Origin of the sequence: Streptomyces sp. NPDC050625 (genome assembly GCF_040654755.1) — a bacterium.
GTDB lineage: Bacteria > Actinomycetota > Actinomycetes > Streptomycetales > Streptomycetaceae > Streptomyces.
In genome coordinates this window covers 41236-62434 of the sequence record NZ_JBFAIQ010000009.1, presented here as the reverse complement: position 1 = coordinate 62434, position 21199 = coordinate 41236, and the positions used below count along the sequence as shown (strand labels likewise).

The following is a 21199-nucleotide window of genomic DNA, read 5'->3' as shown; positions in this document are numbered from 1 at the left end:
ATCGCGTCACCTTGGGCTCTGTGGAATCGTGGGTGGTCGGAACGCAGGATGCTTTCTGCTGCGCCGTATCCGTCGGAGGTGGCCATGTCCTCGAAGCGACGCCGGAAGAAAAAGTCCCGCCGTAAGCACGCCGCGAACCACGGGCGCCGTCCGCAGTGCTAGTGAAGCGGTGCTGGTGACAGGGTAGGGGTGGGCCGGGTGCACGCCCGTCGGCGTGCACCCGTGTGGGGTGGGCCTGCACCCGTGTGGGTGGGCGTCAGGCGCCGCTGCGGCGGAATGCGCGTTCGAAGGACCCGAAGGCCGCCTCCTGGCGCCACTCCACTGCCGCCTTGGGGCTGGACGCGAGCAGGTCACGGCAGCGCCGGCTGGGCACGGGCGTGCCGAGCACGTCCCCCTCGCAGGCGGCGACGGGGTGGTAGCCGATGGCCGTCGGGTTGCCCCGCCACAGGCCGGCGCCGCGCAGGAAGGCGTACTGGATGGAGGCGCGGGCCAGGTCCTTGAGCTGGGGGTAGGACAGCGCGTAGGTGTCGTGGGCGTACTGGTACTCGTGGCTGATGTCGATGCGGGAGACGCCGGGGTCGTCGGTGGCCAGGACGAGGGGGACACCGTAGGCGCGATACGTCTGGAAGGGGTGCTCGGCGCCCTTGATGCCGAGGATCTGGGCGTTGCTGGAGAAGGGCACCTCGACGGCCACCTGGCGAGCGGCCATGGTGCGGGCGAGCGCCTGCCAGTCGTTCTCGTGGACGAAGTCGACGCCGTGCCCGATGCGCTCGGCGTGGGCGACGTTCACGGCCTCGTTGATATGGAAGGTGAGGTCTTCCGGTTTGACCAGGCCGGGCCGCAACTCACCGGCGTGCAGGGTGACATGGGCGTGCGGGTACTGGGTGCGGAGATAGGCGATCATGCGCATCTGGAGGCTGTAGTCGCGCAGCGCGATCTCCCCGTCCTCGGGCTGGACCAGGTTGATGGCGACGAACCGTCCGTCGCGCTCGGCCAGGCGCATACCCAGGGCGATCTGGGTGAAGACGCGCTCGGGCGCGGTGCCGCGCGAGACCTGCGAGATCCACCGCACCGTCAGACGGCAGCCGGGCCGCGGGTGATCGGTGCCGCACCGCTCCTCGGCGCGGAACTCGGCGTCGGCGTCGTCGGCCTCCTTGCGCGCGTCGGCGACCACCTTGTCGAGCTTGCCGCCCGCGACGAGCTTGCCGTGCAGGCGGGCGAGGTCGCTGTCCCAGCCGACCTCGGCGGCGAGCCGGCGGGCGCCGTCCGAGGCGGGGGTGACCATGGTCTCCAGATAGAACTGGTTCTGACCCACGATGCCCTCGGCGACCTGGGCGAGCTGCTTGCCCCGATGGTTCGCGGTGACCGCGCCGAACTTGCCGAACGTGGCGAAGAAGTGGTCGTGGCCGCTCTGGTCGGGCGGGAAGTCCTGCATGGACCACGCCCTGATCACTGTCTGACGGAAGGCGGGGTCGGTGCGGGTGTCCGCGGCAGGCCGGGTGCCCGGTCCGCAGGGCGGCTGGACGGCGGTCGTCGTGGCCGTGTCGATGCACAGGCCGTCCTCGGCGGCGAGCTGGAGGAGGTACTCGGTCGCCACCGCGCCGGAGAGGTGGTTGTGCAGGTCCGCGCCCTTGGGCAGGTGCCGGAAGAAGTCCCGCTGCAGGCCGGGGTTGCCGTCGATGGAGCGCAGATAGGCGTCGGTGCGGAACTCGCCGACCGTCACCGGCCGCGGCGGAGGCGGAAGGTCGACGCGTGCGGTGGTGGGCCGGGCGGCGGCGGGAGCGGCCGACAGCGGGGCAAGGAGCGCGGCCAGGGCGACCGTGCCCAGCCCGACGGGGAGAAGGGCCCGGTGCCGGTGCATGGTGGGGGGCGTTGGAGGGGTCACCCCGGCATCATGACCAGCGCGGTGACCGGATTCCGGTAGGACCAGGGGTGTTTGGGCCACAGTCACCCGGTAGGAGCGGCGCACGGAGGCGCATTGCCGGCCCGGCGCCGAGGGGAGACGCAGGTCACATCTGTGTGTGTCACAACTGGGGGAGCTGTTCGGTCAAAGGGGTGTAGCCACCAACGACGACACAGGAGTGAACCATGGAAGCTCGTCTGAACGTCATGGCCAGCCCCGCCGCGGCCAAGGCCTTCAAGCACATCATCGCCGCGAGCAAGGCCCTCGCGGAGTCGACGCTGCCCGCCTCGACGCGTGAACTGGTCTCGCTCCGCGCGAGCCAGATCAACGGCTGCGCCGGATGCATCGACATGCACACCAAGGAAGCCGCGCACGCGGGGGAGACGGCAGTGCGTCTCCACCTGGTCGCGGCCTGGCGGGAGGCCACGGTGTTCACCGAGGCCGAACGCGCCGCCCTGGAGCTGGCCGAGCAGGGCACCCGCATCGCCGACGCGGCCGGTGGCGTCACCGACGAGGCCTGGGAGAACGCCGCCAAGCATTACGACGAGGAGCAGCTCGCCGCCCTGGTGACCCAGATCGCCCTCATCAACGCCTTCAACCGCGGCAACGTCATCACCCAGCAGCCCGCCGGTGACTACCAGGTCGGCCAGGTGCACTGACCGGCACACCATGGCCGCCGGTGTCGTCCGGCACCGGCGGTCATCTGTGCGAGAGCAGGAGCGGGCTCCGCTCAACCGGCGGTCGACAACTCAGGACGGAGTCCCGCGAATCGGGCAGCGAACCGAAAACGTCGTAAAAGTTGGTAGGTCGCCTCTCCGTTCTCCAGAAGTGGGCCACCTGGCCCTAGTCGCCGGCGGTTCTGGGACTGTTCGGCCCTATCCGGCCCCGGCACCCCTCCGACGATCATGAGGCGGCGGCCGGGAAGGCCCGGTACCCACCCGCACTGTGGCACTTCCCGGTCGCCTTCACATGACACGAGGAGGGCACCGTCCGGTGGGCGAGATGCAGGAACAGCAGTTGGAGACATTGCGGCCCGCGGCCGCTGCGGTCTCCACGGCCGGAGTCATATCCGGGGACACGGAGCAGACGGCCGGCCGGCGGTCGACGTGGGCGGAGTGGCTGACGACCACCGACCACAAGAAGATCGGGTCGATGTACCTGGTGACCGCCTTCGCGTTCTTCATCGTCGGCGGTGTGATGGCACTGCTGATGCGCGCCGAGCTGGCCCGGCCCGGCCTGCAGGTGATGACGAACGAGCAGTTCAACCAGGCGTTCACCATGCACGGCTCGATCATGCTGCTGATGTTCGCGATGCCGCTGTTCACCGGCTTCGCGAACTGGATGATGCCGCTCCAGATCGGCGCCCCGGACGTTGCCTTCCCGCGTCTGAACATGCTCGCCTACTGGCTCTTCCTGTTCGGCTCGTCGATCGCGGCGTTCGGCTTCCTCACCCCGGGCGGAGCGGCCGACTTCGGGTGGTTCCTGTACGCGCCGCTGTCGGACGCGGTGCACTCGCCGGGCCTCGGCGCGGATCTGTGGATCATGGGCGTCGCGCTGTCCGGGTTCGGATCGATCCTCGGTGCGGTCAACTTCATCACCACGATCATCTGCATGCGCGCACCCGGCATGACGATGTTCCGTATGCCGATCTTCGTGTGGAACGTGCTGCTGACCGCGCTGCTGATCCTGATCGTGTTCCCGGTGCTGGCCGCGGCGCTGTTCGCGCTGGAGTGCGACCGCAAGTTCGGCAGTCACATCTTCGACGCGGCCAATGGCGGGGCACTGCTGTGGCAACACCTCTTCTGGTTCTTCGGCCATCCAGAGGTGTACATCCTGGCGTTGCCGTTCTTCGGCATCGTCTCCGAGGTCATCCCGGTCTTCTCCCGCAAGCCGATGTTCGGCTACCTGGGACTGATCGCCGCGACGATCGCGATCGCGGGTCTCTCGGTGACGGTGTGGGCCCACCACATGTATGTCACGGGCGGGGTGCTGCTGCCGTTCTTCTCCTTCATGACGTTCCTGATCGCGGTGCCGACCGGGGTGAAGTTCTTCAACTGGATCGGCACCATGTGGAAGGGCTCGCTGTCCTTCGAGACACCGATGCTGTGGACCACGGGCTTCCTGATCACCTTCCTCTTCGGTGGTCTGACGGGCGTGATCCTGGCGTCACCGCCGCTGGACTTCCACCTCTCCGACTCGTACTTCGTCGTCGCCCACTTCCACTACACGGTCTTCGGTACGGTCGTGTACGCGATGTTCGCCGGCTTCCACTTCTGGTGGCCGAAGATGACGGGCAAGATGCTCGACGAACGCCTCGGCAAGATCACCTTCTGGACGCTCACCGTAGGATTCCACGGCACGTTCCTGGTCCAGCACTGGCTGGGGGCCGAGGGCATGCCGCGCCGTTACGCGGACTACCTCGCGGCCGACGGGTTCACCGCCCTGAACACCATCTCCACGATCAGCTCGTTCGTGCTGGGCCTGTCGATCCTGCCGTTCTTCTACAACGTCTGGAAGACCGCCAAGTACGGCAAGAAGGTCGACGTCGACGACCCGTGGGGCTACGGCCGTTCCCTTGAGTGGGCGACCTCCTGCCCGCCGCCGCGCCACAACTTCGTCCGGCTTCCGCAGATTCGCAGCGAGTCCCCGGCGTTCGACTTGAACCACCCGGAGATCGCCGCTTTCGAGGCGGCGAGGTAGGCCATGCCACAAGCCGTCCTCGCCATGGGAGTCGCAGTCACCACCGCCTCCGGATGTGTCTGGTACGTACCGGCTCTCGCCGATCTGCGCGCCGGCGCCGACCGGCCCGTCTCCCGGCGCAGTGCCGCCGCGGCCTGCCTCATCGGCTGGGGCACAGCGGGGTGCGTCGCGGTGCTGTTTCTCGTCGCCGAGGGATGGTGGATTCCGTCCGCCGTGGCCGCGCTGGGCATCGCGGTCACGGCTGCCCTGCGGATACGCGCGGCCGTGCAACGGCGCCGGGAGCGGCACGAGGTCGCGCGCCAGTGGACGCAGCTGCGGCACGATCAGCCCCCGCCCGACCCCGGTCGTGCCAGAAAGGCCGTTGCCGTCCTCATCGGCTGCGGGCTGACGGCGGCTTCGGTCCCCGTCTGCCTCTGGGCCCTCGCGAACCCCGGGGCCGGCACGGGCTGGTGGGCGATGGCCGCCGTGCCGTCCACGATCGGTCTGTCCCTCGTCGTCGCGGTCACGTACATGCACATGGTCCGGCGTCCTACGGGGACTTCACCCACCCTCGCCGGGAGGGACCGGCGGCCACCGCGACGATGACGTCACGGCTCTCACGGTTGCCGGCTGCCCCGCGTCTCACTGGCGGTTGATGGTCCGGGTCATGCCGGCGACGACCGTCGTGGCAAGGATCCAGCCGGCAATGACGAGGGCGTAGGACAGCGTCTGGTACCAGCCGTCCGGAGCGAAGGCGCCCTCCTGCCCGAAGGAGATCACGGGGAGCAGCAGGTCGAGGGTGTAGAACACCGGGTTGAAGTGCGGGGCTTCGGACACCTTGAGGGGACGGGGATGGTGCAGGGCGTAGGCGACCGAGCCGACCGTCAGCAGGTACAGCAGCCACACGCCCGCGAGCAGAGGGCGGTAACCGTATCCGACGGTTGCTTCCTGGAGGTGGCCCCAGGCGCGGGCGTACCACGGAAGGGTGCCGCGGTGCCTGCGTAACTTGGCGAGTTGGACGACACGGGCACCGTGGTCGTCGCCGAAGCGGCGGTACGCGGCCGCCAACTGCTCGTAGGCATGGGGGAGATAGCCATCGCCGTCCCTGCGCAGCATGGGCAGACGGCGCTCGGCGGGTTCGTGCGGGGACAGGGTGCTGTAGCTGAGGTTGTTGAGCAGCACCTCGCCCGGTACGACCTCCGGTTCGAAACTGAGCTTGTCGATCCGGGAACGGCGCAGATGGAGGGTTCCCTCGATCGGCCGACTCCGGTGCAGCCAGAGTTCCCCGATGCTGCAACTGCTGGCTCGCAGGGCCGTGTCCCCCGGGTTGGCCAGATGACTACGAGCCAGGTCCAGTCGGCCGGCTATCCGGGCGCCGCGCAGATCGACCTTGCCGTGGGCGTGCAGGGACCGGGCAACAACGTCGCCCTTCACCCCGAGCGACTGGGCGCGGAGGGCGACGCCGCCGGGGTTGCTGAACTCGGCGCCCTCGAAACTGACCAGACCCCCGACTTCCGCGCCGTTGAGCCGCGCCTCTCCTCGCACCCGCAACCGCGGTGCCCACAGGTCGAGGCCGATGACGGTCTGGTGGAGCTGGAGGGTGGGGAACAGGGCATCGGCGGCGGTCAGTTCGGCCCCGTCGAGGAAGAGGGCACCCGCGATCTGCGATCCGCCCAGCCTCACCAGGCCGCGTATCCGGCACTGCGTCATCCGCAGCGGGCCGTCGATGCGGGCGTTGTTGACCCGGATGGCGGGCAGCACGGAGTTCCTGAGGTTGAGCTGCCGCAGTCGGCATCCATAGAGGTCGGGAGCCGCTTCGAAGTAGCAGTGGCTCAGCCGGACGGGCTGGTCGATCACCCCGTATGCGAGATTCAGTGTCCCGGTGACACGGGCGCCGCGGATTCTGAGCGCGGCGATCTGCCCGTCCTCCTGCGGCGCACTCACCAGCAGTGCCTTCAGTACCGCCGCACGGATGGTCCGCTCGGGCCCCCAGTCCGCTCCGGCGCCGGGGTCTTCGTCCTCCGCCGCGCGGAAGTCCACTGTCTCGCCGCGGGAATACGCCCTGCGCATCTGTTCCTCGGCGGGCGTCAAGTCGTCGAAGTCCATCAGCGGGGACTTTGACTTGACTCGCCGTACTTGTCAACCGGTTTCTGATGTAAGGGAGTTGAGCAAGCGGACCAGCGACGGCACCCGGGCAACCGCAGGAGCCGCGCAGGGCGGGTGGTGTGTGCCACCGGGCCGGCCCGCCCGGAGACCCCCGGTGGGTACAGGCCCCCGCCCGCACCGCTCGCCGGACCGGTCGACCCGCGCGACAATGAGCAGGTGTCGTGGTGCCCGGTGCGGCCCACCGCTGCGCGGGCTTCGGCAGGCCCAGCCACCGCATGTCCAACCGCGCACCCGGACGATGACCGTGCCCACGACAGAGGTCCCGCAGTGCACGGGCCGGGGAGCGGAACCGCCCGCGGAGGACGCCGGAGGAGCTACATGAGTGCAGCCGTGGACCCCGACCGGACCGAATGGGACGTGATCGTTCTGGGCGCCGCCGCCGCCGGGGAGAACGCCGCCCAGTACGCCACGCAGTTCTCGGGCCTGGACGCGGTGCTGGTCGAGGCGGAGCTCGTCGGCGGCGAGTGCTCGTACTGGGCGTGCATGCCCAGCAAGGCGCTGCTGCGGCCCGGTGAGATGCTGGAGAACTCCCGGCATGTGCCGGGAGTGGCCTCCCTGATCGCCCGACGCGGGCTGGACGTGTCCGCGGTCCTGGGCCGCCGGGACCGGGTCGTCAACGGACTCGACGACAGCTCGCAGGTCCAGTGGGCCCTGAACACCGGCATCGACGTCATCCGCGGCTACGGAAGGCTCGACGGTGAGCGCACCCTGCGGGTCACCGCTGCCGGTGGCGACGAGCGCACCCTGACCGCACGGCACGCCGTGGTGATCGACACCGGCTCGTGCACGGCGGTGCCGCCCCTTCCCGGTCTGGCCGACGCCCGTGCCTGGACCTCGCGCGACGTCACCAATCTGCACGAGGTGCCGCGCAGCGTGGTGATCCTGGGCGGCGGCGTGGTCGCCTGCGAGTCCGCCACCTGGCTGCAGTCCCTCGGTGTCGAGGTGACCGTCGTCTACCGCGGTACGGGTCTGATCCGCCGCGTCGAGCCCTTCGCCGGCCGGATGGTCGCGGATTGGCTGCGGGAGGCCGGGGTGAAGCTGGTCGCCGGCCGGTCGGTGAGCTCGGTGTCCCGGAAGGACCCGCGGGACACGGGAGTCGGCATGGTGCACGGCGGACCGGTCACCGTGGTGCTCGACGACAACGGCGAGATCACGGCGGACGAACTGGTGCTCGCCACCGGACGCACCCCCAACACCCAGGACATCGGGCTGTCCACCGTCGGTCTGCCCGACGGCGGCTTCCTCACCGTCGACGACGAACAGGCCGTACAGGGCGTGGACGGTCAGTGGCTCTACGCCATCGGTGACGTCTGTGGGCGCGCGCTGCTCACGCACATGGGCAAGTACCAGGCGCGGATCGCCGGTGAGGTGATCGCCGCACGCGCCCAGGGACGCATGCCCGCCGACCCGCTGACCACCGCGGACGGTCACCGCGGCAATCCGCAAGTGACGTTCACCGAACCGGAGGTGGGCTCGGCGGGCCTGACCGAGCAGCAGGCCCGTGCGGCGGGCCTCGACGTCGAGACCGTCGAGTACGACATGGCCGGCCTCGCCGGCACGTACGTGATGCGCGAGGACTATGTCGGCCGCGCCAAACTGGTCGTCGACCGGGCCACGGACACCGTCGTGGGGGCGACGTTCGTGGGGTCCGGCATCGCGGACCTCGTGCACTCCGCGACGGTGGCCATCGTGGCGCGCGTACCGCTGTCCGTGCTGTGGCACGTCGTCCCGAGCTATCCGACGGCCGCCGAGGTCTGGCTGCGCCTGCTGGAGGGACTGCGCGCCCAACGCCACGCCGCGTCGTGACGGCCGGCCCACGGCAACCGGGCATCGCCGTGGTGCCCGCCCCCGTCGAGGTTTGTCAGGACGTTCCAACAAGGCGCCCCGAGAGGGGGCGCCGACATGCAGGGGCGGGCGTCGAGGTCAGTCGAGGTGGTCGGCGACCAGTACGGCGAACTCGTCGGGTGTGGTGAGGCGGATGCCGAGGTCCTCGGCCTTGGCCCGCTTGGATCCGGCGTTTTCGCCGGCGACCACCAGACTGGTCCTCTTGGAGACGCTGGAGGACGAACGCCCGCCCGCCCGCTCGATGAGTTCGTTCATCTGGGTACGGCTCAACCGCTCCAGCGGCCCGGTCATCGCGCCGGTGACCACGACTGTCATCCCGGCGAGCGGACCGGCGGCGGGAGCGCCGGCCGGGGCAGCGCCGGTCTCGGTGCCGGCTTCGGCGCTCGGCGGGGGAGTGGCGCCGGGTTCGGTCATGTTCACCCCGGCCGCGGCCAACTTGTCGATCAGCGGGGCGAGTTCGGCCAGTTCCGCGACGATGGACGGCGCCTTCTCGGTGCCGATGCCCTCGACCTGTTGCAGCGCGTCGGCGTCGGCGGTGCGGATGTTGTCCATGGTGGCGAAGTGCCGGGCGATGCGTCGCGACATGGACCGGCCCGTGCCGCGGACACCGAGTGCGCACAGTACCCGGGACAGCGGCCGCGTCCTGGCCGTGGCCAGGGCGGCCAGCAGATTGTCGGTGCTCGTCTCGCCCATGCGATCCAGCGCGAGGAGCCGGTCGCGGGTGAGCGTGAACAGGTCGGCGAGATCGCCGACCAGACCGGCCTCGACGAGCTGCACGATACGGGTGGTGCCAAGGCCCTCGATGTCGAGCTGGTCGCGGCCCACGGCGTAGGAGAGGGAGGCGACGAGATGACAGTTGCGGCCCTGCTCACAGCGCCAGCGTTCCTGGCTGGTGTCGATCCCCGATCCGCAGCGAGGACACGCCTCGGGGAACGCGATCGGCTGCTCGGCGCCGGTGCGCAGATGGGCAACAGGGGCTTCGACACGCGGGATCACGTCGCCGGCGCGGTGGACCATGACATGGTCGCCCAGGCGCAGATCACGGCGCGTGATGTCGGCCGGGTTGTGGAGCGTCGCGTAGGTGATGGTGGAGCCGTCGATCTCCACCGGTTCCAGGACGGCGCGCGGGGCGATGATGCCGGTGCGGCCCACGTTCCACTCCACCTCCAGCAGCCGGGTGATCTTCTCGACGGCGGGCAGCTTGTAGGCGATCGCCCAGCGCGGGGCCCGCGAACCGTTTCCGGCGGCCTCCTGATCGGCGGCCGGATCGGCCTTGATGACGATGCCGTCGATACCGAAGGGCAGTTGGGCGCGCAGGGCGGCGATCTCCTGTACCCGGGCCAGCACCTCGTCGGTGGTGGTGGCCGTGGTGCCGGGTACCGCGGTGTCGGCGGTGGTGTGCACACCGAGCGTGGCGGCCAGCGCCATCAGCTCACTGTGGGCGAGGCCGTGCAGCCGTGCGGCGAAATCGGGGTCGGTGTCGGGCAGCGGCAGCAGGCCGTAGCCGAAGAACGTCATCGCCACCGCGTAGGCGCGGTCCTTGGCGCGCAGCGTGCCCGCGGCCGCGCCGCGGGCGTTGGCGAACGGCTGCCCGCCGTGCGCGGTGCGTGCCGTGTTGGCCTCCTCGAACTGCGCACCGGTCATGAGGACTTCGCCCCGCACCTCCACGCTGACCGGTTCGGACAAGGTGGCGGGCAGCCCCTCGATGGTGCCTATCGCGTGCGAGACGTCCTCGCCGGCCGTCCCGTCGCCACGGGTGATCAGCCGGGTCAGCCGGCCCTGGGTGTAGCGGGCCGCGACGGCAAGTCCGTCGAGCTTCGGCTCGACGCTGAATCGTTCCGCCTCATGGCCGATCCGGCGCGCCAGTGAGGCAGCCCACGCGGTGAACTGCTCCGGCGAGAACACGTTGTCCAGGCTCAGCATCGACACCGTGTGGAGCACATCGCCCTCGGCCGCACCGCCGGCGACCTTCCCGGTCGGCGAGTCGGGCAGCACCTGGTCGGGATGCTCGGCCTCCCACGCGGCGATGCCCCGTACGAGCTTGTCGTAGGCGTCGTCGTCCAAGGGTGAGGTGCCGCCCGCGTAGTAGGCGGCAGCGGCCTTCACCGCGTCCTCGACCGCCTGAGCGTAGGCGGCGGCATCGGCGATCTGCGCAATCGGAGTCGTCATGCCGGTCATCCTGCCTGTCACCACTGACAATCCCCCCCCGTGAACTCACCACGTTCCTCTTCGGTCGTCGGGGATGCCGGCGTCGCTGAGCGCGGGGACGGTGTTCTCCGGGTGGGTGAGTGAGCGGGCCGCCAGCGGAACTGGTCGAGTTCGTCGATGATCGTCCGGCCGACGCCGTTCGCCGACTTCCTGCTCGACACCGGCGTCGGCCCCGCCACCCTCGCGGCCGTCAACCGCAGCCCCCGCCCCCAGACGAGTGACGGCCGGGCGCGTCCTCGCGCACCCGGCCCTCGATCAGGACGTGCTCTCCGCGCGGGCCACCAGATCCAGCGCGACGTCCGTGATCATGTCCTCCTGGCCGCCGACCATCCCCCGCAGGCCGACCTCGACCAGGATGTCGCGGGTGTCGAGCCCGTGGCGCGCGGCGGCGCTCTCGGCGTGGCGCAGGAAGCTGGAGTACACGCCCGCGTAGCCGAGGCTCAGCGTCTCCCGGTCCACCCGCACCTCACGGTCCTGCAGCGGTCGTACGAGATCGTCGGCCGCGTCCATGAGCGGGAACAGCTCGCAGCCGTGCTCCCAGCCCATCAGGTCGGCGACCGCGACGAACGCCTCCAGCGGGCAGTTGCCCGCCCCCGCGCCCTGGCCGGCGAGGGAGGCGTCGACCCGGATCGCGCCGCTCTCCACGGCGACGACGGTGTTGGCGACGCCGAGGGCGAGGTTGTGGTGGGCGTGGATGCCGAGCTCGGTGCGCGGGTCGAGGGCGTCGCGGTAGGCGCGGAAGCGGTCGCGTACGCCGTCCATGGTCAGCCTGCCGCCGGAGTCGGTGACGTAGACGCAGTTGGCGCCGTAGGACTCCATCAGCTTGGCCTGGCGGGCGAGTTCGGCGGGCTCGGCCATGTGGGACATCATCAGGAACCCGGCGACGTCCATGCTCAGCTCGCGGGCGGCGGTGATGTGCTGGGCGGAGATGTCGGCCTCGGTGCAGTGGGTGGCGATGCGCACCGAGCGGATGCCCAGGGCGTGCGCCTGCTTGAGGTCGTGGACCGTTCCGATGCCGGGCAGCAGCAGCGTCGTGGCAACCGCATGCCGTACGACGTCGGTGACGGCCTCGATCCACTCCCAGTCGGTGTGGGCGCCGACACCGTAGTTGATGCTGGAGCCGGCCAGGCCGTCGCCGTGGGCGATCTCGATCGCGGAGACGCCGGCGGAGTCCAGGGCGGCGGCGATGGTGCGGGCCTGCTCGACGGTGTAGCGGTGCCGGACGGCGTGCATGCCGTCCCGGAGGGTGACGTCCTGGACGTACAGAGCGGTCACTTGGCACCGTCCTTGCTGTGTCGCGCGGCCATGCGTTCGGCGGTGCGCAGTGCGGCCGAGGTCATGATGTCGAGGTTTCCGGCGTAGGCCGGGAGATAGTGTGCGGCGCCCTCGACCTCCAGGAAGACGGACGCCTTGAGGGCCTCACCCGCCCCGGGCGCGAGGGCGCGCAGGGGATCGTCGTCCCGCACACGGTCGTACTGCACCTTCTGCTTCAGCCGGTAGCCCGGCACATACGCCTGGACGCGTCCGGCCATCTCCTCGACCGACGCGGTGACGGCCTCTGTGTCGCAGTCGGACACCAGGCAGTGCACGGTGTCGCGCATGATCAGCGGGGGTTCGGCGGGGTTGAGGACGATGATCGCCTTGCCCCGGGCGGCGCCGCCGACCTGCTCGATGGCCGTGCGGGTGGTCTCGGTGAACTCGTCGATGTTCGCCCGGGTGCCCGGTCCGGCGGAGCGGGAGGCGATCGAGGCGACGATCTCGCCGTAGTGGACGGGGGTGACCGCGTTGACCGCGGCGACGATCGGGATCGTGGCCTGGCCGCCGCAGGTGACCATGTTGACGTTCGGGGCGTCGAGGTGGGTGTCGCCGTTGACCGGCGGCACGACGTACGGTCCGAGGGCTGCCGGGGTGAGGTCGACGAGGGTGCGGCCCAGCGGGCGCAGCACCTCGTCGTGGTGGCGGTGGGCCCCGGCGGAGGTGGCGTCGAAGACGATCTCCACGTCGGCGAACTCGTCCAGCCCGACGAGCCCTTCGACCCCCTCGTGGGTGGTGGCGACCTTCAGCCGGCGGGCGCGGGCCAGGCCGTCGGAGTCCGGGTCGATACCGGCCATCGCCGTGACGTCGAGGCTTTCCGACCGGCGCAGAATCTTGATCAGGAGGTCGGTGCCGATGTTGCCGGACCCGATGACGGCGACCTTGGTACGGGAGGTGCTCACCGGTCGCCCCCCTGCGCCGCGAACCCGACCCGCACGGAGCCCAGGCCCGAGACGTGCGCTGCGAACACGTCACCGGGCGCGGCCGGAGCCATCGGGCCCAGTGCCCCGGTCAGCACGAGATCGCCGGCCCGCAGGGGATCCCCCCGCTCCGCGAGCGCCGAGGCCAGCCAGGCCGCCGCGACGAGGGGACTGCCGAGGCAATCGGCGCCGTTGCCTTCCGAGACGGTGCTGCCGCCGCGGGTCATGGTCATCGTCACGGCGCGCAGGTCGACGCCGGTGAGCGGTACGGGCGTGGCGCCCAGGACGTACAGGCCGCAGGAGGCGTTGTCGGCGACGGTGTCGACCAGGGAGATGTCCCACCCGTGCACCCGGCTGTCGACGATCTCCAGGGCGGGCAGCGCGAAGTCCACCGCACGCAGCACGTCGACGACGGTGCACGCGTGGTGCGGCAGATCCCGGCCGAGCACGAGTGCGACCTCGGCCTCCACCTTGGGCTGCAGCAGCCGCCCGGCGGGCACCGTGCCGCCGTCGGGCACGGCCATGTCGGCGAACAGCGCACCGAAGTCGGGCTGATCCACGCCCAGTTGGCGCTGTACGGCCGGGGAGGTCAGGCCGATCTTCCGGCCGACGACCCGGCGTCCGGCGTCCTGGCCACGCCGGACGTTCAGCTGCTGCACGGCGTACGCGCTCTCCAGGTCGCCGTCGTCGAACAGGGTCCGTACCGGCGGGCAGGCTGCCCCGGTGCGGGTGGCCTCGGCCAGCATGTCCGCGGCCTTGACCACGGCCGGTGGAACCGCGTCCGGACGGACGCGGTCGAGCATCGTCGACACGGGTTACCTCCCGAGGGGAAACAGGACGGGGGAGCGGGGACCTGCGCCCCGGCATGCACACCGGTATAGACAGCACCCTGTCCATCGGACAAAGTTTGTTCCGTGACACGGAACATCACGGCAGGCAGCATGCTGGAGAAGGCTGCCGTCATCCTTGAGTGCTTCAGCCCGAGTGGCGGTCCGTTCCGCCTGTCGGAACTCTCGGAGCACACCGGTCTGCCCAAGCCGACGGTGCACCGGCTGGCGGCGGACCTCGTCCGGCTGGGTTGGCTGGAGAGGTCGGGTGCGCACTACCGGCTCGGCGCGAAGCTCTTCGAACTCGGTTCGCTCGTGCCGCGCCGACGCGATCTGCGCGAAGCCGCCCTGCCCTTCCTGCAGGACCTGTTCGAAGCCACCCGCGAGACCGTCCATCTCGGCGTCCGCGAGGGCATGGAGGTGATCTACCTCGAACGCATCCACGGCCACGAGGCACTCCAGCTGCCCTCCCGCATCGGCGGCAGTCTCCCGCTGACCTGTACCGGCGTGGGCAAGGCCCTGCTGGCCTTCTCCGGCTCGGAGCTCACGGAGGAGGTGCTCTCCCGTCCGCTGCCGAGCCTCACACCGCACTCGATCACCGATCCCGTACTGCTCCGCCTGGCCCTGGAGAAGACGCAGGTGTCGGGTCTCGCCTACGAGGAGCAGGAGGCCGTACTGGGCGTGAGCTGCATCGCCGCCCCCGTGTTCGCCGGAGACGCCACGGTGGTGGCCGCCCTCTCGGTGGCTGTGCCACGCCCGCGCTTCAGCCCCGCCCAACTGGCCCCCGCGGTGCGTACGGCGGCTCTCGGGCTGTCCCGTGTTCTGCGCGCGGGCGGCTGAGGGGCTCCTCCACCGTGCCGGGCAGAAGCCCTGCCGGCACCCGTATGCCATGCCCCGGCGCTCTCCTCATGGCGTGCCGGGGAAGAGTGGCGCAGCGTGGAGGTTAGGACCACAGAAGAGGTGAGACACATGGACACCGATGCCTCGAAGCCTCGTGTCGTCGTGGGCGTCGACGGGTCGCCGTCCTCGAACGACGCGCTGCGGTGGGCCGTCCGCTACGCCGGCCTCATCGACGCCGACGTCGACGTCGTGTCCGCGTGGGACCTGCCGGGCGGGCGCGTGTGGATGGCCCCGGCCATCGACGCCACCCTCGACGAGGAGAACGCCCGGCGAGGGTTCGCCGAGGAGCTGAGGGACGTGCTCGGTGACGAGGCCGCCGACGCCGTCAGGAGCCACCTGGTGCAGGGCAACCCCGTCGACGTGCTGCTCATGGCGGCCGAGGGCGCCGAGATCCTGGTCGTCGGCAGCCATGGGCGGGGCGGCTTCGCACGGGCCCTGCTCGGCTCGGTCAGCCAGCATGTCGCACAGCACGCGAGCTGCCCTGTCGTGATCATCCGCGAGGGAGTCTCGTGACGCACGGGCAGAGCGCTCCGTCCGTGCGGCGGTGTGCTGCCCATGGCACGTTGGATACAGCGGCACTGTGCGGAAAGGGCGGCGGTCATGCGAGCACACCTCGGCGATCTACTCGTCATCGAAAGTCCGACGACCGGCGCCGCCAGACGTGACGGCGAGATCGTCGGACTCCACCACGAGGACGGAACGCCTCCCTACGACGTGCGCTGGTCGGACACCGATGAGGTGACGCTCGTGTTTCCCGGGCCCGACGCTCATGTCCGGCACATCGAGTACGAGTCCGGTCGCGCCCAGCCGGGGCGCGGACCCAACCCCGGTGACATCGGACGACGTGTGGCCGCCGAGCGCAGGCGGCAGGGGATGAGCCGGACGGAAACGGCCCGCCGTGCCGCGACGGCGCCCGACTATCTGGCCTACCTGGAGGAACACCCGGCCGACCCGACCGTGGCCACCCTGATCCGCCTGGCCGCCGCGCTGGGCACCAGCGTCGAAGCCCTGCGCGGGGGCGGCATGGATCTGCCTCCCGGCCGGGGCATGGCGCTTCTGCACCCCCAGCTGCTGCAGCTCAGCCCCGACGAATGCCGTGCCCGGCTTTCCACCCACGGCGTCGGACGGATCGCTGTGACGACACCCGACGGCCCGGCGGTCGTTCCGGTCAACTATGTGGTCGTCGACGACGTGATCGTCTTTCGCACGGCGCCCGACTCGGTGCCCGCCGCGGCCGTGGGGAAGGAGGTCGCCTTCGAGGTCGACCATGTGGACGACGCCCTGAGCCAGGGCTGGAGCGTGCTCGCCGTCGGCCCGGCCCAGGTGGTCACGGACCCCGGCACCGTACGGCGGCTCAGCGAGAGCGCCTACACCGGCTCATGGGCCGGAGGCCGGCGTGACATGTGGGTGTCGATCCAGCCGGCGCGGCTCACAGGCCGTCGTATCGGTACCGCCGGTATGTGAGCCGCCGCGCTTCACAGCCTGCGCAGCCAGTCGTCGGCCAGGCCGTGCAGGGCCTGCTCGGCGGGCTGGAGCCGGGTGTCGTCGAGCTGGTAGGTCAGGTGGTCGACGACGTCCACGACACCGTCGACGCGGCGTGTCATGCCGACCGCGATGGGGATGTCGCTGCGCCGTTCCATCCGGCCGCTGAGGGTGACCACACCGTTGAGGGCGGTGGCCTCGATGGTGTGCGGGGCGAGCCAGAGCGTGTTGACGAAGACCTCCTGGCGCACGTCGCGCTGGATCGCACTGTCGCTGCGCAGGAAGACCTGCAGCAGGTCGCGGCGGGTGACGATACCGACGAGCCGGTCCTCCTCGTCGACGACGGGCAGCCGCTCGATGCGGTGCTCGGTCATCAGCCGTGCCGCCTCGTGGACGGTGGCGTCGGCCCGCACGGTGATCGCGGGGGCGGACATCGCCCCGCCGGCCGTGCGCGCCCGGCTCTTGGCGGCGCGTTCCCGCACGGAGTGGCTGAGGCGGTGCGCCAGGGCGCTGAAGGTGCCGTGGGACTCGGTCGGGCGCGTCTGGTGGAGCATGAGATCGGTCTCGGAGATGACGCCGATGACCTTGTGGTCGTCGTCGATCACCGGGAGCCCGCTGATGCGGTGCTCGCCGAGCAGCCGGACGACTTCCTTGAAGGGCGTGCCGTGGACCGCCGTGACGACGTCGACGGTCATGAGGGCGCCGATCTTCGTGGGCTTCATGGCTGAGCCTCCTGTCTGCCGTCAGCCAACGGAGCCTGTACCCACGCGTCCTGGATGACGGTCGTCGCGAACTCCCCGCGAGGGGCTTCGTCTTCAGCCTCCGGCGCCGGCCGTCGAGCGCACATGGGCTGAGCGGGCACGGCGCCGGGCCGAGCGGCCCTCAGGGCACCTCCGCTCGGCCGTCGAGCCCAGGACGTGGGCCGGATGGTCCCGGGTGAGGCCCTGGCGGCCCCTGGCCGCCCGCTGACGGTGACGTGAGGCTGGTGGTGCGAACCTGGCCCAACACCTGGAGTTGTCATGATGCTTCCGCCCGTCGTCGTAGGGGTGGACGGATCCCCCGAGAGCCTTGCCGCCGCACAATGGGCGGCCCGCGAGGCCGTACGCAGCGACCGTTCGCTGCGTCTGGTCCATGCCTGGAGCCGCCACCCGCGCCCGCGGGACGGTGAGATCGAGAACGCCGCACGCAGGCATCTCGCACGCCGTGTCCTGCGTGAGGCGGAGGACGGCGTGCGCGCCGCGTGCCCCGAGGTCCGGCTGTACGACGAACTGGTCGAGGGGCCGGCGGTCGAGCGGCTGCGGGAGGCGGCCGAGGGGGCCGAGCTGCTGGTGCTGGGGTCGCGGGGGCTGAGCGGTTTCACCGGGTTCCTGGTGGGTTCGGTGGCGGCGGGGGTAGTGGCGCGGGCGACGCGGCCGGTGGTTCTGGTGCGGGCCGACGAGGACACGACGGACGAGCAGCTGCCCACCCCGGACGGCAGCGCCTCGACGGCACCCGGTCACCGGGACGTGGTGCTGGGGATCGACCTGAACGAGCCGTGCGACGAGGTCATCGACTTCGCCTTCGAGGCGGCCCGGCTGCGGCGGGCCCGGCTGCGGGCGGTGCACGCCTGGCAGCCGCCGGGACCACTGGGCCGGGGCGAGGGCGACAGCGGGCTGGTCGACGATCCGCGGCGGGCCGAGGAATGGCTCGGCTTCCTCCGGGCGGTGCTGGAGGTGTGGCGCGACAAGTATCCCGAGGTGGAGGTCCTGGAGACGGTGGTGGAGGACAAGCCGGCCAACGCGCTGCTGCGCGCGGCGACCGGGGCGAGCCTCCTGGTCGTGGGACACCACCTCACCCAGCGGAGGATCGGCCCGCGCACCGGGCCCACCACCCACTCCGCCATCCAGCACGTCTACTGCCCCGTGGCCGTCGTGCCCTACTGGTGAAGGCGCGCGAGGACCACACCACGGAACCGGTGAGGAGGTGGAGGTCATGACGAGGCCGGTGGTGGCCGGAGTGGACGGCTCACGGGAGAGCCTCGCCGCGGCCGACTGGGCGGCCAGGGAAGCGCTGCGCCGAGGGCTGCCGCTGCGACTGGTGCACGCCTGGGAAGGGCTGCCCGAGGACGACCGCGACGCGGGCCTGCCCGAGGTGCGGGCACCGCAGTACCACGCACGACGCGTGCTGCGCGCAGCACTGGACCGGCTCAACGAGCGCTACCCACAGCTCTACATGGCCGCCGAACCAGTACGCAGGCAGCCCGGTCCCGCGCTGATCGCCGCGGCGGACGACGCCGAGCTGCTGGTCATCGGCAGCCAGGGCCTCGCCGGAGTCGGCGGGCTCCTGTCCGGCTCGGTCGCCATGGCCACCGTCGCCCATGCCGAGCGACCGGTCGTCCTCGTACGGGCCGGTGAGACGCCGGCGGACGAGCATCTGCCGGACGGCTCGTGCCAGGCGTCCACGCGTACGCCGTACCGTGACGTCGTCGTCGCGGTGCACGGGCCGTGCGACGACCTCCTGGACTTCGCCTTCCGTGCCGCCGAGCTCCGGTGGGCGTCGCTGGAGGCCGTGCACGCCTGGCACGTGCCGCTCGGCCGGATCGGACCCGGCAACGGGGAACGTGACCGCATCCGGGAGGAGGCGGCACGCGAGCTCACGGCGCTGCTCGCGCCGCGGCGCGCGAAGTACCCCTCCGTGCGGGTCCGGGAGACGCTCCACGAGGGCCGCGCCGTCCATGTGGTCGCGCGGGCCGCCGAGGCTGCCGGGCTGCTGGTGGTGGGCCGGCGCAGGCGCCGTATCGCCGTCGGGTCGCACACCGGACCCGTGGCCCACGCACTCATCCACCACGTGCACCGGCCGGTCGCACTCGTGCCGCACGACTGACGAGGCAACCGGGCCGGTGCGATGGCGCACATCAGGGTACATAGCTGGAGAAGGGCGTTACAGGTCATGTCCGTCGGCTGCACTCACTCCCGTTACGCGTCCGGCTATCTGGTCCGGGCGGCCGTCTCCGCGCCTTCGGTGTACAACACCCAGCCGTGGGCCTTCGTCATGGACGACGACGGCAAGGGCCTCGAACTGCACACGGACCCGGCGCGACGCCTCCTGGTCCGCGATCCCCACGGCCGTGAAATGGTCGTCAGCTGCGGCGCGGCGCTCTTCAACGTCCGACTGGCCATGCGGCACCTGGGGTTCAACCCGGTCGTCGAGACCTTCCCCTGTCCCGCCGACCCCACATACCTCGCCCGGGTGATGTGGGGCGCGTATGTCCGTCCGGGCCTCGACGAGCAGGATCTGTTCGAAGCACTGCGCCTGCGGCACAGCGCACGCGGACCGTTCCTGCCGGACCCGCTGCCCGCCACGCTCGCCGACGAGCTCGGCCGAGAGGCCAGGCGGGAGGGCGCCACGCTGCACTGGATCGACGACAGCACAGGCCGGCGGGAGCTGTCGCAGATGGTCCGGGAGGCCGAGGACGTGCACCGGACGGATCCGGCGCATGCCGCCGAGCAGGCCGGGTGGACCTGGCGACTCGCCCGGGCGCGCCGTGACGGCATTCCGGTCGGTACGGATGTGCACCACCCGGATTCCATCCCGTTCGCCGGACGGGACTACGCCGACCTCACCCGGATGTTCCCCACACCTCCGCGGCGCTGGACCGGACGCTCGGGACGGGTGGCCGTGCTCAGCACGGACCGCGACGACCGCTCGGCCTGGCTGAGGGCCGGCCAGGCACTCGAACGGGTCCTGCTGCACGCCGCCGCCCAGGACGTGATGGCCGCCTTCCACACCCAGCCGTTGGAGATCGACCCGCTGCGCGTGCGGATCCGGCGGACACTGAGCGGGGGCGCGTTCCCGCAGATGATCCTCCGCCTGGGGTATGTGCCCTACGTACGCTCTCTGCCGCGGCGCCCGGTGACCGACGTACTGGCCTGGGAAGCCAGGACCTCCTGACCCCGCCCCCGCGATCCTGCACCTGTGGGACTCGTCCTTCAGCGGTTCACGGTCAGCGGCACCGTGTCGACGGTGACGGGCCTGCCGTCCTTCGGCGAGACGTAGTACGCGGTGAGCAGACCGGGTCCGGAGCGCACCGCCCCGTAGGGGAGGGACACGTCGAAGGTCCCACGCGTCCCCGTGCCGGACGTGGCCCGGACCAGCACGTCGGCAGCGGTCCGCCCGGAGGCGTCGGTCAGCTTCAGCCGGAACTCGGCCTCGAAGGTGTCGGCGCTTCCCCGCACCCGCAGGGGGCTGTTGACGCCCTGACCGATGAGCGGGGACTCGACCAGCACGGCGGGCGAGACGTCCTCGAAGTCCGCCCGTCCCACCGGTCCGTTGAGGACGATGCCTGCGCCGCCGAAGGACGAGACAGGCTTGCCGTCGAGCTCGAAGCGGACCTTGTCGATGCCGGGATAGCGGGTCACGGTGAACACGACCTGTGCCAGCCGCTCCCGCAGGGAGAGGGCGCCCTTGCCGTCGTCGTACCTGCTGGAGAGGTCCACGGTCGCGACGTGGTCGTGGACCGCGATCGAGTTGAGGGCCGTGCCCGACGGTATGGCCGTGGTGCGGTGATGCAGGCGTTCGTAGCGGCTGGGGCCGGCCAGGAGCGCGCGGACGGCTCCGGTGGCCGTGGCGGGGGCGGCCACGGTGCGCGGGGCGGGCGACATGTGCCCGCCGTTCAGGAAGTACACGCTCGTCGAGACCTGGTGCTCGGTGGCCCTCGGCGAGCCGCTTCCCGAAGCCCGGGGAGCCGTCGGCGACGGGCTGGCGGTTCCGGACGGAGCCGGTGTGCCCGAGGTCCCGCCCGACGTTCCTGGTCCGACGGTGGACTGTCCGGGGCGTGTCGGAGCCTCCGGTCCGGCCGTACCGCCTCCCGTGCCGCAGGCGCCGACGGCGAGAAGCGGCAGGGTCAGCGCCGCGGTGAGCATCAGCGGGCGGCGCCCACGGGGGCGCGAGGCGGGGGTTTCGCTGTTCATGGCTGC

At 71.0% G+C, this 21199-nt stretch carries 18 protein-coding genes; 10 read left to right on the top strand and 8 right to left on the bottom strand.

Going from position 1 to position 21199, the window contains the following annotated elements:
• Positions 1 to 256: 256 nt before the first annotated feature.
• The gene (locus tag AB0I54_RS22095; RefSeq protein WP_363297969.1) at positions 257 to 1861 is read right to left on the bottom strand and encodes an adenosine deaminase; all 1605 of its coding nucleotides are present in this window, start codon (positions 1859 to 1861) and stop codon (positions 257 to 259) included.
• A 227-nt stretch (positions 1862 to 2088) separates the two neighbouring features.
• Here AB0I54_RS22095 and AB0I54_RS22090 point away from each other — a divergent pair, with 227 nt between their 5' ends.
• The 3 genes from AB0I54_RS22090 (at position 2089) to AB0I54_RS22080 (ending at position 5188) form a co-directional block, all read left to right on the top strand.
• Positions 2089 to 2562, top strand: coding sequence for a carboxymuconolactone decarboxylase family protein (locus tag AB0I54_RS22090; protein ID WP_363297782.1), 474 nt, complete (start codon positions 2089 to 2091; stop codon positions 2560 to 2562).
• Between the two features lie 343 nt (positions 2563 to 2905).
• Positions 2906 to 4603, top strand: coding sequence for a cytochrome c oxidase subunit I (ctaD, locus tag AB0I54_RS22085; protein ID WP_363297968.1), 1698 nt, complete (start codon positions 2906 to 2908; stop codon positions 4601 to 4603).
• A 3-nt stretch (positions 4604 to 4606) separates the two neighbouring features.
• A complete protein-coding gene (locus tag AB0I54_RS22080) occupies positions 4607 to 5188 on the top strand; it encodes a hypothetical protein (RefSeq protein ID WP_363297781.1) in 582 nt (193 codons plus the stop codon).
• 36 nt (positions 5189 to 5224) lie between these two features.
• Here AB0I54_RS22080 and AB0I54_RS22075 read toward each other — a convergent pair whose 3' ends face one another.
• Positions 5225 to 6688: a membrane-associated oxidoreductase gene (locus AB0I54_RS22075; protein WP_363297780.1), complete on the bottom strand. Its 1464-nt coding sequence runs from the start codon at positions 6686 to 6688 to the stop codon at positions 5225 to 5227.
• Between the two features lie 378 nt (positions 6689 to 7066).
• Here AB0I54_RS22075 and AB0I54_RS22070 point away from each other — a divergent pair, with 378 nt between their 5' ends.
• On the top strand, positions 7067 to 8554 hold the full coding sequence (locus AB0I54_RS22070; RefSeq protein ID WP_363297779.1) for an NAD(P)/FAD-dependent oxidoreductase: 1488 nt from the start codon (positions 7067 to 7069) through the stop codon (positions 8552 to 8554).
• 117 nt (positions 8555 to 8671) lie between these two features.
• Here the strand turns inward: AB0I54_RS22070 and ligA are convergent, their stop codons facing one another.
• The 4 genes from ligA to AB0I54_RS22050 form a co-directional block, all read right to left on the bottom strand.
• Positions 8672 to 10762 (bottom strand): NAD-dependent DNA ligase LigA, encoded by a 2091-nt coding sequence (gene ligA / locus AB0I54_RS22065; protein WP_363297778.1) that lies wholly within the window; start codon positions 10760 to 10762, stop codon positions 8672 to 8674.
• Positions 10763 to 11056: 294 nt separating this feature from the next.
• Entirely contained in the window at positions 11057 to 12076 is a 1020-nt protein-coding gene (gene dmpG, locus AB0I54_RS22060) for a 4-hydroxy-2-oxovalerate aldolase (RefSeq protein WP_363297777.1), read from the bottom strand.
• Positions 12073 to 13017 (bottom strand): acetaldehyde dehydrogenase (acetylating), encoded by a 945-nt coding sequence (locus tag AB0I54_RS22055; RefSeq protein WP_363297776.1) that lies wholly within the window; start codon positions 13015 to 13017, stop codon positions 12073 to 12075. The genes dmpG and AB0I54_RS22055 overlap by 4 nt, the downstream gene beginning before the upstream one ends.
• The gene (locus AB0I54_RS22050; RefSeq protein WP_363297967.1) at positions 13014 to 13838 is read right to left on the bottom strand and encodes a fumarylacetoacetate hydrolase family protein; all 825 of its coding nucleotides are present in this window, start codon (positions 13836 to 13838) and stop codon (positions 13014 to 13016) included. Before AB0I54_RS22050 ends, AB0I54_RS22055 begins: the two co-directional genes overlap by 4 nt.
• Positions 13839 to 13976: 138 nt before the next feature.
• On the opposite strand from AB0I54_RS22050, the gene AB0I54_RS22045 reads away from it, so the two are divergent.
• From AB0I54_RS22045 to AB0I54_RS22035, 3 genes are all read left to right on the top strand, one after another.
• The gene (locus AB0I54_RS22045; RefSeq protein WP_363297966.1) at positions 13977 to 14702 is read left to right on the top strand and encodes an IclR family transcriptional regulator; all 726 of its coding nucleotides are present in this window, start codon (positions 13977 to 13979) and stop codon (positions 14700 to 14702) included.
• Between the two features lie 129 nt (positions 14703 to 14831).
• Positions 14832 to 15275, top strand: a complete 444-nt coding sequence (locus AB0I54_RS22040) for a universal stress protein (protein ID WP_363297775.1) — start codon at positions 14832 to 14834, stop codon at positions 15273 to 15275.
• Between the two features lie 87 nt (positions 15276 to 15362).
• Positions 15363 to 16226 (top strand): pyridoxamine 5'-phosphate oxidase family protein, encoded by an 864-nt coding sequence (locus tag AB0I54_RS22035; protein WP_363297774.1) that lies wholly within the window; start codon positions 15363 to 15365, stop codon positions 16224 to 16226.
• 11 nt (positions 16227 to 16237) lie between these two features.
• Here the strand turns inward: AB0I54_RS22035 and AB0I54_RS22030 are convergent, their stop codons facing one another.
• Positions 16238 to 16966 (bottom strand): CBS domain-containing protein, encoded by a 729-nt coding sequence (locus AB0I54_RS22030; RefSeq protein ID WP_363297773.1) that lies wholly within the window; start codon positions 16964 to 16966, stop codon positions 16238 to 16240.
• Between the two features lie 300 nt (positions 16967 to 17266).
• On the opposite strand from AB0I54_RS22030, the gene AB0I54_RS22025 reads away from it, so the two are divergent.
• From AB0I54_RS22025 to AB0I54_RS22015, 3 genes are all read left to right on the top strand, one after another.
• Positions 17267 to 18169 (top strand): universal stress protein, encoded by a 903-nt coding sequence (locus tag AB0I54_RS22025; RefSeq protein WP_363297965.1) that lies wholly within the window; start codon positions 17267 to 17269, stop codon positions 18167 to 18169.
• Positions 18170 to 18215: 46 nt separating this feature from the next.
• Complete coding sequence (locus tag AB0I54_RS22020; RefSeq protein ID WP_363297772.1) at positions 18216 to 19106, top strand: universal stress protein; 891 nt, start codon at positions 18216 to 18218, stop codon at positions 19104 to 19106.
• Positions 19107 to 19172: 66 nt separating this feature from the next.
• Positions 19173 to 20174, top strand: a complete 1002-nt coding sequence (locus AB0I54_RS22015) for a hypothetical protein (protein ID WP_363297771.1) — start codon at positions 19173 to 19175, stop codon at positions 20172 to 20174.
• A gap of 38 nt (positions 20175 to 20212) precedes the next feature.
• Here the strand turns inward: AB0I54_RS22015 and AB0I54_RS22010 are convergent, their stop codons facing one another.
• Complete coding sequence (locus AB0I54_RS22010; RefSeq protein ID WP_363297770.1) at positions 20213 to 21193, bottom strand: GerMN domain-containing protein; 981 nt, start codon at positions 21191 to 21193, stop codon at positions 20213 to 20215.
• Positions 21194 to 21199: the final 6 nt, after the last annotated feature.